This window comes from Streptosporangium sp. NPDC004631 (genome assembly GCF_053601935.1).
Genome location: NZ_JBSGCR010000004.1, coordinates 243,102 through 256,001 on the forward strand (window position 1 = coordinate 243,102; position 12,900 = coordinate 256,001).

The window sequence follows — 12,900 nt, forward strand, 5'->3', positions numbered from 1 at the left end:
CCCCTCTTCTCTCTGAAAGATCGACCATTGAGCCTATGGAGAACCCCCCCGGGAACCCAAGAATCCTGCCCGCCATCAGGCAAAGCCGTCCCCCCGGAGAGTCGTTTCCGACCGCTCAGTAGGCTTCGTGACTATGGCCAACGGGTGGGACGCGACGCCGTACGTGGAGCTGAGCCGGGCGCAGTGGGGCGAACTCCGCAAGAACACGCCTCTGACGCTCACCGAGGACGAACTGGAGGAACTGCGCGGCGTCGACGACCCGATCGACCTCGCGGAGGTCACCGACATCTACCTGCCGCTCACCCGGCTGCTCAACCTGCACTTCACCGGCGCCAGGCAGCGCAGCGCGGCGGTCAACACCTTCCTCGGCGCCGGCCAGGGACCCGCCCCCTACATCCTGGGCATCGCCGGCAGCGTCGCGGTCGGCAAGTCCACCACCGCCCGGCTGCTGCACACCCTGCTGGCCCGGTGGCCCGAGCACTCCCGGGTGGACCTCGTCACCACCGACAGCTTCCTCTACCCCAACAAGATCCTCACCGACCGGGACATCATGCACCGGAAGGGCTTCCCGGAGAGCTACGACCGGCGGGCCCTGGTCAGGTTCGTCGCCGACGTCAAGGCCGGCGTGCCCAAGGTGAGCGCCCCGGTCTACAGCCACCTCGAATACGACATCGTGCCCGGCGCGACACAGACGGTGCGCCGCCCCGACATCCTCATCGTCGAGGGCCTCAACGTCCTGCAGTCCGCCCCGCCCACCGCGCTCGCCGTCAACGACTACTTCGACTTCTCCATCTACGTGGACGCCAAGGCCGAACACATCCGCGACTGGTACGTCGACCGCTTCCACAAACTGCGCCGTACGGCCTTCGAGGACCCCAAGTCCTACTTCAAGCACCTCGCCGAGCTGTCGCACGAGGAGGCGACCACGTTCGCCGAGAACGTGTGGAGTGACATCAACGAACGCAACCTCCTGGAGAACATCGCCCCCACCCGGGGCCGGGCGGGCCTGGTCCTCCGCAAGGGCCCCGACCACTCAATCCGCCGCGTCCGTCTCCGCCGCATCTAACCCCCCACCGGGAAACCCCTTTCGAAGCCTCGTCACGCCCCCCGCAGGGGCGATGAGAACTCCAGAACCCCGACCCACGGTGCAGCACAATCGCTCTGCTGCGACCCCTCGTAGGGGAAATGAGGACGCGAACAGCGCATCCGGCCCCGCCGTCCACAACGGACAAAACCCTATCGCCGGAATGGGACATGAATACTACCCTTCCCGGTTGACCTATAAATGATCATGCGACCGCTGGATAATGGCGCCATGTCACGAGGGGCGCTTATGTGGGTGGGTGGCGTTGTCTCGGCCGGAACGGCGACGGGCCTGGCCGTCTACTTCGCTGTGGTTGGCCTCGAACAGGCCGAGAAGATTGCAACCGTGCTGGCATTATTCGTTGCCCTGGCCGGTCTGGCACTGGCCATTCCAGGGATTATTGAGATACGCCGGGCCAAGCGTTCCCCGCTCCCCCGTGAAAGCGACCGGCCCTCACCGCCCAGGTCGGCGCCCACGACGCCCCCGGATGGGCAGGGCGTAACCGAAAAGCGTTCGGTGAACCAATACGGAACGAACAACATCTACAGCGAGGGCTCGTCTCAGATTCATATCGGAAACAAGAACACCTAAGCCTGAAGCAGGATACGAGAAAGCTTGCGGTGAGGGCCGTGTCCAATAGCGACGACATCATTCTTGCCATCCTCCAAAAGATCGCCGGCGGAAGATATGACGATCGGGACATCGACTACCTGAAGAAGTCGATGCGCTCACACGACAGGAATGTCATCCAGTTCGCGGATACGAATGTGTACTTGGAGCAGGGCGGGGTGGTGTATGTAAACTCAACGGCAATCCACGGCGCGGACGCCGAAGCCATCCGTGGCGCGATGCAAGACCTACTGGACGAATATGACGGCGACATTCCTCGCGGCTCTTTGCGCAGCCTCGGCGGCTTCATCTACGGCATTGGTCTACTGGTCTGCATGGGGAGCGTTGCGCTGGGCATGATCAGCGGGGCTCTGGGGGGAAACGGCTCATCCCGGCACAGTTTTCCCAACATATTTGTCGGGTTCTTTATAGGAGCAATTCTCACCGTAATAGGTCAGTTCCTGAAAGAGCGACAGAAACAGCACGGCCATCCGACAGCCAGAGACATCACCGCCAAGATGCACTCGCGCACAAGCAGGACTTCGAGGTCGCTCGGGGGAGGATTGTCCAAGCTGGTGGAGATAGCGGGAATAGCGATCTCCTTCGTTGGCTTCTACATGTTCGCCTCCCCGGCCTTCCCTTTATCCAGAGGAGAGATGACCATAACCGAGTTGGCCGCGAAAGGATGGCCACCGCGTACGGCCATGGAGGGTTTCGCCCTTCTTGCCATAGGGATGGTGGTGATTGCCTTGGGCAAGGTCATCGGCGGCTGGAGCAAGAAATAACCGAAGCGGTCAGCTCAGTCGATCTCGCAAGCATGGCCATCGCCTAGGCGAGCCGGTTGAGTGCGCCTGCCCAGATGGATTCGGTCCCGTCCTGCCACAGCGCGCCTGGGATCTCGACGACGGCCGTGAGCCGCGCGGTCGTGGCCCAGGTGTTGATATCCGGCATGGACCGCCCAGCCCACTATCCCTCGGAGGGGCAGACGGCTCTCACCTTCGCCCCACTTACATCTCCCACTCGACGCGCTCGAAGATGTCGGCGTCCGTCTCCCGCTGCCACTCCGGCAGATCATCCCAATCGGCGACATAACCCGGCTTCGGGTCCGGGATGTGCTTATAGATCTGGGCGATCCAGCACACCGCCACGAACCGCCCCTTCTGCTCACGGCTAAGCCTGGCTGTATTACCGTCGCTCACCGCGACGAAGTCGCGCACCTGGCCGTACACGGCACTCGCGGCCCGCCGTTCCCAGTCCGGCGTCTCCTCCCAGGGCGTGACGTACCCCGGCTTCGGCTCCCCCGGATAATGCCTCCTGACCCCGGCGATCCACGCCTCACGAAAAACACGCCCCGACTCATCCGACACAGCTCAATTCCTCTCTCATTACACGAGACCACGGACAAGCATTGCGATACAGTCGCTCAGCTCGGAAATACGGCCGTCCATGAAAAACGGTGGCAGTTTTTTATGTAGCTCTTGAAGCCTACGACCAATATAACCGGATCCGGTTTGTCTGGCCAATTCCAGCGCATTATTGCCATACTCAAGCACTTGGTCAACATCTCGACGCTGGAAACCCAGCAGAGCAAGATCTGTCAGCACACCCCCCCTACGGCGGAGAGAAAGTTTTTGACTCAGTGCATGCGTGAGCGCCACATCAGCAAGATCCGGCCGCCCAAGTTCTACATAGCAGGTCCCTCGCTCTTCAGCGAGACGCGAACCGTCAAAGCGCAGCCAACCACCGTTATGCACATCTCCACTTAGGGCGCGCACTTCATCCGCCGAGTCCAACGCCCGCTTACAGCCCTCTACATCGCCGAGCCCAGCGAATGTTTGCGCCTGGACAGCGGCAGCCCAATACCGCGTCGAAAGTTGACTGTCTCCATGCTGCGCCACCCGTGAAGCAACAGAAAGCATTGGAATCGTCTCAGTAAAGTTTCGCTCACATATTCCAATAAAAGCATGCCGAATCAGCGCACAAGCCCAAAGATCATAAGCGTTGGCCTCTTTACTGGAACTGGCCGCAAGCATGTAGCAATAGGCGGCATCGGTATAGCGGTTACCGTCGAAATATATTTCTCCAGCGAGCTGAAAGAGGTCGCCGATCAAAATACATAGGCGCCGATGCTTCCCCGCCGAATGTGACTGCCCCAAACCAGCGGTAAGTAACCCTATTTGCTGGCGCACCAGCGGGTAAACCGCCTGCTTGGATTTGGATAACGAAAAAACCTGCCAGAGGTGAGCGTTCAGAAGTTCATACTCATCAAGATCAGCGGGGCCACTTAGACTCGGAAGATTACTGTCCATACCGGCGCCCGTAGACGGTAGGGCGATGTAGGTACCTGCTATGGACAGGGCACAGAGCAGCTCTCGACGGTTCATATCGTCCAACCCATCTGCATCAAGATCACCCTCCTGCGCCGCGCGAACCAATGCGACAGTAGGCCGTAGCGGTGGAGTGACCACAGACGGAGTCTGTTCTGCTGACGGTGGGGGTGCAAGCAACCCGTCAAGCTCGGAAGGAGTCACCGCCAACAACTTGGCAAGCTTCGGCCGGATATAGGGCTGGGGTTCGGTGCAGCCGCCCTCCCAACGGACAACCGTCGAACGGTCAACGCCAAGGCGAGCAGCGAGTGATTCCTGGCTATAGCCGACCGCTTTCCGGCGATCTGTGAAGTGCTGCCGCTTGTGCGCCATACCGTGCCTCCGGGGGAAGCTCAGAGAACATTCACCGAGGTCAGAGTATGAGATGCCACGTAGATGCATCAGGAGATGCCACAAGGATGCGCCAATTCCGCTCTGGACCGGTTGCCCCCAGCCATGTTCCCTCGGAGCACACACAGCAACCAACAAATCGGGGCCGCCCAGCGCTTGGGACGACCGGACGGCCCTTGATCAGAATGGAGGTCCCGAACCATGCAACACCCCGAACCCCCACCGACCGGACCGGCGATCCCCGGATGGCGGGTGATCCGCAGTGACGCCGGGCGGTTCTGGGCCAGCCGTGTGGAGCCCTTTCCCTGCGAAACCGAGTGGTACGCCCCGCCGTTTCGCACGGTGGACGGCGACACCTTCGAGCAGTTGCGGGCCGAGGTCGAGCGGCAGGAGGAGGCGGCCGGACGGGTCCCCGCCCAGGAGACCGCGTGGGCCGAGGGGGTGACGTCGTGATGTGGCGCCGCGACTCCCGCACCCCCGGACGCCACCGCACCGGCCAGGCCCGCGCCACCGTCTCCCGTCGCCTCTGGGACGTGCGCGCCCGCGCCGAGGCCGAGCGCCTGGAACGTTCCCTGCCGGGCTGGATCGTGCTGTACGGCCCCGGCAGCCGCCGCTTCTACGCCCTGGCCGCCTGGCCCGCCCCCACCCCCGTCATGCTCGAAGACCGCACCCCCGAGGGCCTGGAGGAGCGGATGCGCCAGGCGGAGACGGACGCGCTGATCGGCCACCGCCCCACCCCCACCCGGGGCGGCACCCCCTACCCCCGCCGCCCCCGCTGAACAGGCGCGGCGGCCTCCTTCCCCCATCGCCGCCGCGCCGTACCACCCGCGCGGGCTCCGGCATTGAGGGGTGACCGGACCCGCGCGTGACGCGGGCGGAGTCGTCACCCGACCCGCCCGCGTCGTCCCCCTCCGTCACCACCTGCGCCGCATGGAGTGGTCTCAAAATTCGGTCAGCCGTGGAGCACGAGGATGACGGACCGGATCTCGGGCTCCGGGAGGCGTGGGGCAGGGCCTAGGGTGAGCCCGTGCTGCATCTACGTGTGATCAGCCCGGCAGAGCGGACCGAGGCCGTGCTGGGGTTGCTCGATGTCGCCGTGGGCGTGACCAACCTCGTCGTGCTGCCCGCTGCCGCCCGCTCTCCCAAGGGCGACCTGGTCCAGTTCGACGTCGCGAGGGAGGCGGCGAACGAGGTGATCGAGCGGCTCCGGCACCTCGGGCTGTGCGCGGACGGTTCCATCGCGGTCGAGCGGGTGGACCTGTCGCTCTCGGACGTGGCCGACCGGGCGGAGGAGGAGGCGCCGGGCGAGGGGGACGACGCCGTGGTCTGGGCGGAGCTCGCCCAGCGGGTCTCCGACGACACCCGGATCACCTGGGCGTTCCTCGCCTTCCTGACGATCGCCACGCAGCTCGCGGCGGTCGGGGTGATCGTGAACTCGCCGATCCTCATCGTCGGCGCGATGGTCCTGGGGCCGGAGTTCGGGGCGATCGTGGCCGTCTGCTTCGGCCTGCTGCGCCGCGACGGACCGCTGATCGGCCACGCCCTGCGCACCCTGGCCGTGGGCTTCGCCGCGGCGATCGCCGTGACCACCGTCTGCGTCGTGGCCACCCGGCTGTCCGGCTGGATCGGCCCGGCCACGCTGTTCGACCACCAGGAGATCGAGTTCATCGTCAAACCCGACAGGTGGTCGTTCGTCGTGGCGCTGCTCGCGGGCGCGGCCGGGGTGCTCTCGGTGACGGCGGGCAAGTCCTCGGCCCTGGTCGGCGTCTTCATCTCGGTCACCACCGTGCCCGCCGCCGGTTACTTCGCGGTCGCCGCCGCACTGGCCCGCTGGGACGACGTGACGGCCTCGGTCACCCAGCTCGCGGTGAACATCGCGGGCATGATCATCTCCGGCACGGTCACGCTCCTCCTTCAGCGGGCCTACTGGTCCAGGTTCGGCCTGCGGCTCCCGGGCGGCCCGCCACAGGGTCCCGGCCGCGTCTAGAAACGACGCACCCGGATCGGCCCGGAGCCCGGGGTCGGTCCCGGCCGCGTCTGAGAACGACGTACGGGGACCGGCGGCGGGACACGGGGAACGCCTACCGGACTTTCGGACGAGGCGACCATCGTCCGTGTGGTGGAGGAATTCACGCCGAACGGTAGGTAGTGTCCGACCATGACTATCCTCGCCACCGAGGGACTGACAAGACGCTTCCCCCGGGTAACGGCGCTCGACCGGCTCACCGTGACCGTCGGACCCGGTGTCACCGGCCTGGTCGGCGCCAACGGCGCGGGCAAGTCCACGCTCATCAAGATCCTGCTGGGCCTGCTCGAACCCTCCGGCGGAAGCGCCCAGGTGCTCGGCATGGACGTGACCACCCAAGGCGCGGAGATCCGGCGGATCGTGGGATACATGCCCGAGCACGACTGCCTGCCCCCCGACCTGTCCGCCACCGAGTTCACCGTGCACATGGGCCAGATGTCGGGCCTGCCCCGTACGGCCGCCCGGGAGCGCGCCGCCGACGTGCTGCGCCACGTGGGCCTCTACGAGGAGCGCTACCGCGCGATGGGCGGTTACTCCACCGGCATGAAACAGCGGGTCAAGCTGGCTCAGGCCCTGGTGCACGACCCGCGCCTGGTCTTCCTGGACGAGCCGACCAACGGCCTGGACCCGCAGGGCCGCGACGAGATGCTGGCGCTGATCCGCAGGATCGGCACCGAGTTCGGCATCAGCGTGCTGGTCACCTCTCACCTGCTGGGCGAGCTGGAGCGGGTCTGCGACCACGTCATCGTGATCGACGGCGGCACGCTGCTGCGCTCCTCGTCCATCTCCGAGTTCACCCAGACCACCCAGACCGTCACGGTGGAGGTGGAGGAGGGGCAGGCCGCCCTGGCCGCCCGCCTCACCGAGCTGGGCGAGACCGTCACCCCGCACGGCCGGATGCTGCTGGTCCACGTCCGCGCGCCGGAGACCTTCGACGCGCTCCGCGACGCCGTCTGCGAGCTCGACCTCTGCCTGATCCGGATGGAACAGGGCCGCCAGCGCATCGAGGACGTCTTCCGGGAGCCCGCCCATGTCTGAGCCCACGGGTGTCATCCACGACATCGGATACCGCCACTACGACGGGGTACGGCTCGGCCGGGGCCACGCCACCGTGGCGCTGGCCGTGCACAGCCTGCGCGGGGTGTTCGGGCTGGGCCGTACGGCCCGAGCGAAGATCATCCCGTTCCTGCTCGTGGGCGTCATGCTGCTGCCCGCGGTCGTCTCCATCGCGGTCATGGCGATGCTCAAGCAGGAGGCGATCACCTACACCTCCTACGCGGTCACCATGCAGGCCGTACTGGCGATCTTCCTGGCCTCCCAGTCTCCCTACACGGTCGCCCCCGACCTGCGTTTCCGGGTGCTGCCGCTCTATCTGTCGCGGCCGGTGACGCTCTGGGACTACGTCGGAGCCAAACTCACGGCGATGATCACGGCGATGTTCCTGCTGCTGGCCGTGCCCCTCACCGTGCTCTACATCGGCGAGCTGGTCATCGACCTGCCCGGCCCGCCCCACACCTCCGACTATCTGACGAGCATGGCCGGAGCCGTCGTCTACGCGGCGCTGCTCTCCTGTATCGGTGTGGCGATCGCCTCCTTCACCCCCCGGCGCGGCCTGGGCGTGGCCTCGGTCATCGCGTTCTACCTGCTTACCTCGGCCGTCTCGACCGTCATCGCCGCGACGATGGAGTCGGTGAACAACTACACCGTCGCCGCGTGGGCCTGGATGATCAACCCGTTCTTCCTGGTGGACGCCGCGGTGCAGGTCGGGCTGTTCTCCGCGAAACCCTCGGCACCCACCGTCTACCCCACGGGAGCGGGCGTCACGGCGGCGATCCTGCTGGTGGTCGGGTTGATCGCCCTGTCGGTGACCGCCCTGATCGCGCGCTACCGGAAGGCGGCCTCACGATGAACCTCGAACTGGCCCAGGTGTCCCGCTGGTACGGCAACGTGGTCGCCGTCAACGACGTCACCATGACCATCGGGCCCGGTGTCACCGGCCTGCTCGGCCCCAACGGCGCCGGCAAGTCCACGCTGCTGCACATGATGGCCGGGTTCCTCGCCCCGTCGGGCGGCACGGTCACCCTGGACGGCACGGGCATCTGGCGCAACCACGAGATCTACCGCTCGATCGGCCTGGTCCCCGAGCGCGAGGCCGTCTACGGCTTCCTCACCGGCTGGCAGTTCGTGCTGTCCAGCGCCCGGCTCCACCAGCTGCCCAACCCCGACGACGCCGCGCGCAAGGCACTCGCCACGGTCGAGATGGAACCCGCCAAGGACCGCAGGATCGAGACCTACTCCAAGGGCATGCGTCAGCGGATCAAGGTCGCCGCCGCGCTCGTGCACGATCCGCAGGTGCTCCTGCTCGACGAGCCGTTCAACGGCATGGACCCCCGCCAGCGCATGCACCTGATGGACCTGGTCGGCAACATGGGCGCCGCGGGCAAGACCATTCTGTTCAGCTCGCACATCCTGGAGGAGGTGGAGCGCGTCGCCCAGCACATCGAGGTCCTGGTCGCCGGCCGCCACGCCGCCTCCGGCGACTTCCGCGAGATCCGCCGCAGGATGACCGACCGGCCCCACGTGTTCCGGGTCCGCTCCAGCGACGACCGCCGCCTGGCGTCGGCCCTCATCGGCGACGCCTCCTCCAGCTCGGTCTCGCTCACCGAGACGGGCCTGGAGGTGCAGGCCGTCGACTTCCGGCGGTTCACCTGGCTGCTGCCCAGGGTCGCCAAGGACGCGGGTGTGCGGATCTGGCAGATCTCCCCCGCCGACGAAGACCTGGAGAGCGTCTTCTCCTACCTGATCAACAGGAGCAGCTGACCTATGAACGGTGTCATCGCCGGAATCTCCTACCGCTCACTGCTCGGCCGGAGAAGGATCTGGTTGCTGATCCTGTTGCCGCTGGTGCTGATCGGCCTGGCCGTACTGCTGCGCGCCGTCGGCAACGGGAGCGAGGCGACCACGGTCACGCTCATGGAGAAGTTCGCCCTCGGCACCATGCTGCCGCTGCTCGGTCTGATCGCGGGGACCGGTGTGATCGCCCCCGAGATCGACGACGGCACGATCGTCCACCTGCTGGCCAAGCCGATCTCCCGCCCGGTCATCGCGCGGACCAAGTTCCTGGTCGCCGCCTCGATGCTCGCGCTGTTCGCCGCCGTGCCGACCTTCGTCGCGGCCTACCTGCTGGTCAACCTCGAATCAGACATCGCGTACGGCTTCGCCCTCGGCGCCGGAGTCGGCGGGGTCGCGTACGCGGCGGTGTTCATGCTGCTGGGCATCCTGACCCGGCACGCGGTCACGATCGGTATCGCCTACGCGCTCATCTGGGAGGGGGTGGTCGGCAACTTCGTGCCCGGCGCCCGCAGGTTCTCCATCCAGCAGTGGGCCCAGACCGTCGCCGACCAGGTCTCCTCCTCGCCGTTCCTGTCCACCGAGATCACCATCGGCTTCGCCGCCACCGCCCTGCTGCTCGTCACCGTCGGCGCCGTCCTCTGGGCGGGCAGGCGCCTGCGGAGCTTCTCCCTCACCGGCGACGAGTAGCCCTCCCCTCGTGTGCGCCCCCCTCCCGGAGGGGGGCGCACATGTACGGTTCATATATGAAGTCTCGCCTGGCCGAGCTACGCCTCACCGAGTTCAAGACCTTCCACGACGCGGCTCTTCCCCTGGGCGGCATGACAACGCTCATCGGCCGCAACAGCAGCGGAAAGTCCAACGCCCTGGACGGACTTGAGGTGCTGTCCCGTCTGGCGTCCGGGGCGGATCTCGTTGACGCGCTGGACAGCAGGCGAGGCGACGAAGGGCCGCTGCGCGGCGGCATAGAAGGGTGTCCTCCCCATGGGGCGGACCGATTCAAGCTGGGATGTACGGTCTTCTCCCCCGATCGATTTGGCGAGGGTTATTTCCATATAAGGCTTGATGTCACCGTCCAGGTCCGCCCGGAGCCGGAGATCATCAGCGAGAGCCTGGTCGGCGTGTCAGGAAGGCAACGCCCGACACGGGACCCGTCGCGTCAGACCTTTCACGATCTTCTTAGGACGTCAGGCGCGAGTCCGGGATCCGGCACCATAGACGCCACCTGGTACAGCGGCCGCCGAGGACGAGACCCCCGAGCCACGTTCCGCTCCACCCGGCTGCTCACCAGCCAACTCCCCCTCCGGCTTGGCAGAAAGACCGAGGCTGAGCACCGTGTCGCCATAGCTGCGGAGGACGTCTTGGAGACGCTCCGCGGAGTCTTCCATCTGGACCCCGTTCCTCACCTCATGCGGCAGTACGTTCCCAGCCGGGACACGCGGCTACGCAGAACGGCCGAGAACCTGTCCGCTGTGATCGACCACATGGAACAGCACGACCCCGAGCGGTTCCGGCAACTGGTCACCCACGTGCGGGACCTCGTCGAACACGAGGTGACGGGGATCGAGGTCATCCGTTCGCAGCTCAACGACGTGATGCTGGCCCTCCGGGAGGACGGCGCCGTCACTCCCGCCAGAGAGATGAGCGACGGGCTGCTGAGGTTCGCGGCCATCGCCACAAGCCTGCTCCGCCAGGGACAGGATCTCGATCTCGGCGGGCGCGGCACGGAGGACGACGTGCGATCTCCCACTCTGGTCATCGAGGAGTTGGAGAACGGCCTGCATCCCTCCCAAGCCACCCAGATACTCGATCTGGTCAAGCAGGCCACGCAGGAGGACGCCGCACAAGTGATCTTCACGACGCACAGCCCCGCTCTGCTCTCGGCTCTGGAGGCGGAAGACCACGAGCACGTCGTCGTCTGCTCTCGTGATCGCGGGACCGGCCTCTCCCGTCTTCAGAAACTTCCGGAGATAGGCGGATACCCCAGCCTGATGGCTCAGGGTGATCTCGGCACGGTCGTCACATCCGGTCTTCTGGAGCAGACACCCACCCGGACCCGTGACTTCACCGAGTTCGACCGGCTCATGGGGATCGGCTAGGGATGGCGCGCAGGGTGGAGTTCGTCGACACCTCGGTGCTCTGCAACATCCTCGACGTTCCCGGTAAGAATCAGGATCGGGAGAGTGTGCTGCGGCAGTTGCGGGAGGAAAAGCGAGAGTGCAGTCTCATCCTGCCTGTCACCACGGTGATCGAGACCGGCAATCACATCGCCCAGCTCTCCGACGGCCGGGTCCGCAGGAATCGCGCCGAGAGGCTGGGCGATCTCCTGGAGCTCGTCATCACCGGCCGGGCGCCCTGGGTGCTCCACACCGTCGAGTGGGGTGAGGGCTTCCTGCGCTCGCTTCTGACGGGAGCGGGCACGGGGACGCCGTTCTCCGACCACGTGATGGCCAAGCTGGGTCTGGGAGACCTCTGCATCCTGACCGAACGGGAGCTCTACCGCACCAGGGTCGTCAATGTGGAGGTCGGCATCTGGACCCTGGACACGCAACTCCGGTCCCACTGCTGAATGACCCGTCTGGGGCCCGCGCCGGAGCGCGGACCCCGGACGGGATGGACACCGGACGGGGTCAGGGGGATCGCCGGAGGCGGGCGGGGAGGTTCGCGCGGCGGCCCGCTCGGACGCCGAGGACCATCAGGATCAGCAACCCCACCCCCGCGGGGACGTACCACAGGCGGCCGGCCAGGGGGGATGCGTCCCGCCGGGTGGCCTCGGCCGCCGCGGCGCCGGCCGGCAGCTGGTCGGAGTGTGCGGCGCAGACGATGGGCTTTCCCTCGCTTCCGGCGGCGGCGCAGGCGACGGTGGCCAGGCGCAGGAGATCCTCCGGCGTGGCCTGCACCTGAGCCGTGGTGTGGAAGGTGACGTCCTTGCCCGCCGGCACGTCCACGGTCCACACGACCTGCCCGTCCCGGACCGAGCCGTGACCGTCGGCCGAGACGAACCGGAGGCCGGGGGGCATGCTCTGGGTGAGATGGAGTTTCCGGGCGTCGGTCGTGCCGATGTTACGGACGGCGACGGTGTAGGTCAGCCGGTCGCCCTCCTTGGTGGTCGTACGGCCGTTGTCGACGCTGATGCTCAGCTTGGGGGTGGCGCCGGCCACCTCCTTGCCGCCGTTGGTCTCCGGAGGCGGCTTGAGCGCGGACGCCGCCGCCGCGGATGTGGCGAGGGCCGCGACGAGGACCGCGCCGAGCCCGCACAGCGCGGCGGCACGCCTCACGGCGCCGGACGTGGTGACGCCGGTCGAGGTGGTGGCGCCGCTGGAAGCGGTGCTGCTGGAAGGGGTTCCTGCCATGGCTTCTCCTTCGCGTGGTTCGTTTCGAGTTCCGGTGAGGTGCGAGGGACGGTGAGATGTGAGGAACAGTGACGTTCGCGAGGACGCGTCCGGGGGCCCGGGGGCACGGACATCGGCCGGACGCCGGGCGACCCGTGCGGAGGGAAAACGCCCGTGCGGAAGGAGCGCCCGTGCGGAGGGAAAAGGCCCGTACCGGGCGAAGCGCCCGTGTAGCCCGTGTAGCCCGTGTAGAGGGAAAGCGTCCGTGTGGGGTGAAGCGCC

General features: G+C 66.5%; 15 protein-coding genes. 12 read left to right on the plus strand and 3 right to left on the minus strand.

Features of this window, described 5'->3' with window-relative positions; translation table 11 throughout:
• Positions 1-133: 133 nt before the first annotated feature.
• The 3 genes from coaA to ACWEF2_RS05935 all read left to right on the plus strand — a co-directional run bounded on the left by coaA (position 134) and on the right by ACWEF2_RS05935 (position 2,478).
• The gene (gene coaA / locus ACWEF2_RS05925; protein ID WP_453812437.1) at positions 134-1,066 is read left to right on the plus strand and encodes a type I pantothenate kinase; all 933 of its coding nucleotides are present in this window, start codon (positions 134-136) and stop codon (positions 1,064-1,066) included.
• Between the two features lie 219 nt (positions 1,067-1,285).
• Positions 1,286-1,675, plus strand: a complete 390-nt coding sequence (locus ACWEF2_RS05930; RefSeq protein WP_453812321.1) for a hypothetical protein — start codon at positions 1,286-1,288, stop codon at positions 1,673-1,675.
• Between the two features lie 38 nt (positions 1,676-1,713).
• The gene (locus ACWEF2_RS05935; protein ID WP_453812323.1) at positions 1,714-2,478 is read left to right on the plus strand and encodes a hypothetical protein; all 765 of its coding nucleotides are present in this window, start codon (positions 1,714-1,716) and stop codon (positions 2,476-2,478) included.
• Between the two features lie 222 nt (positions 2,479-2,700).
• Here the strand turns inward: ACWEF2_RS05935 and ACWEF2_RS05940 are convergent, their stop codons facing one another.
• On the minus strand, positions 2,701-3,060 hold the full coding sequence (locus ACWEF2_RS05940; protein ID WP_453812325.1) for a hypothetical protein: 360 nt from the start codon (positions 3,058-3,060) through the stop codon (positions 2,701-2,703).
• 18 nt (positions 3,061-3,078) lie between these two features.
• Positions 3,079-4,392, minus strand: a complete 1,314-nt coding sequence (locus ACWEF2_RS05945; RefSeq protein WP_453812327.1) for a helix-turn-helix domain-containing protein — start codon at positions 4,390-4,392, stop codon at positions 3,079-3,081.
• A 219-nt stretch (positions 4,393-4,611) separates the two neighbouring features.
• Here ACWEF2_RS05945 and ACWEF2_RS05950 point away from each other — a divergent pair, with 219 nt between their 5' ends.
• The 9 genes from ACWEF2_RS05950 to ACWEF2_RS05990 all read left to right on the plus strand — a co-directional run bounded on the left by ACWEF2_RS05950 (position 4,612) and on the right by ACWEF2_RS05990 (position 11,855).
• On the plus strand, positions 4,612-4,863 hold the full coding sequence (locus tag ACWEF2_RS05950; protein WP_453812329.1) for a hypothetical protein: 252 nt from the start codon (positions 4,612-4,614) through the stop codon (positions 4,861-4,863).
• A complete protein-coding gene (locus ACWEF2_RS05955) occupies positions 4,839-5,189 on the plus strand; it encodes a hypothetical protein (RefSeq protein WP_453812331.1) in 351 nt (116 codons plus the stop codon). The genes ACWEF2_RS05950 and ACWEF2_RS05955 overlap by 25 nt, the downstream gene beginning before the upstream one ends.
• 248 nt (positions 5,190-5,437) lie before the next feature.
• Positions 5,438-6,397 carry a DUF389 domain-containing protein gene (locus ACWEF2_RS05960; RefSeq protein ID WP_453812333.1) on the plus strand — a complete coding sequence of 320 codons (960 nt, stop codon included), beginning with the start codon at positions 5,438-5,440 and terminating at the stop codon, positions 6,395-6,397.
• Positions 6,398-6,568: 171 nt separating this feature from the next.
• Complete coding sequence (locus tag ACWEF2_RS05965) at positions 6,569-7,474, plus strand: ABC transporter ATP-binding protein (RefSeq protein ID WP_453812335.1); 906 nt, start codon at positions 6,569-6,571, stop codon at positions 7,472-7,474.
• Complete coding sequence (locus ACWEF2_RS05970) at positions 7,467-8,345, plus strand: ABC transporter permease (RefSeq protein ID WP_453812337.1); 879 nt, start codon at positions 7,467-7,469, stop codon at positions 8,343-8,345. Before ACWEF2_RS05965 ends, ACWEF2_RS05970 begins: the two co-directional genes overlap by 8 nt.
• On the plus strand, positions 8,342-9,256 hold the full coding sequence (locus ACWEF2_RS05975) for an ABC transporter ATP-binding protein (protein WP_453812339.1): 915 nt from the start codon (positions 8,342-8,344) through the stop codon (positions 9,254-9,256). Before ACWEF2_RS05970 ends, ACWEF2_RS05975 begins: the two co-directional genes overlap by 4 nt.
• 3 nt (positions 9,257-9,259) lie before the next feature.
• Positions 9,260-9,976, plus strand: coding sequence for an ABC transporter permease subunit (locus ACWEF2_RS05980; protein ID WP_453812341.1), 717 nt, complete (start codon positions 9,260-9,262; stop codon positions 9,974-9,976).
• 56 nt (positions 9,977-10,032) lie between these two features.
• Positions 10,033-11,385 (plus strand): AAA family ATPase, encoded by a 1,353-nt coding sequence (locus ACWEF2_RS05985; protein WP_453812343.1) that lies wholly within the window; start codon positions 10,033-10,035, stop codon positions 11,383-11,385.
• 2 nt (positions 11,386-11,387) lie between these two features.
• Complete coding sequence (locus tag ACWEF2_RS05990; protein WP_453812345.1) at positions 11,388-11,855, plus strand: hypothetical protein; 468 nt, start codon at positions 11,388-11,390, stop codon at positions 11,853-11,855.
• A gap of 61 nt (positions 11,856-11,916) precedes the next feature.
• On the opposite strand, the gene ACWEF2_RS05995 is transcribed toward ACWEF2_RS05990, so the two are convergent.
• Positions 11,917-12,639: a hypothetical protein gene (locus ACWEF2_RS05995; protein ID WP_453812346.1), complete on the minus strand. Its 723-nt coding sequence runs from the start codon at positions 12,637-12,639 to the stop codon at positions 11,917-11,919.
• Positions 12,640-12,900 lie beyond the last annotated feature (261 nt).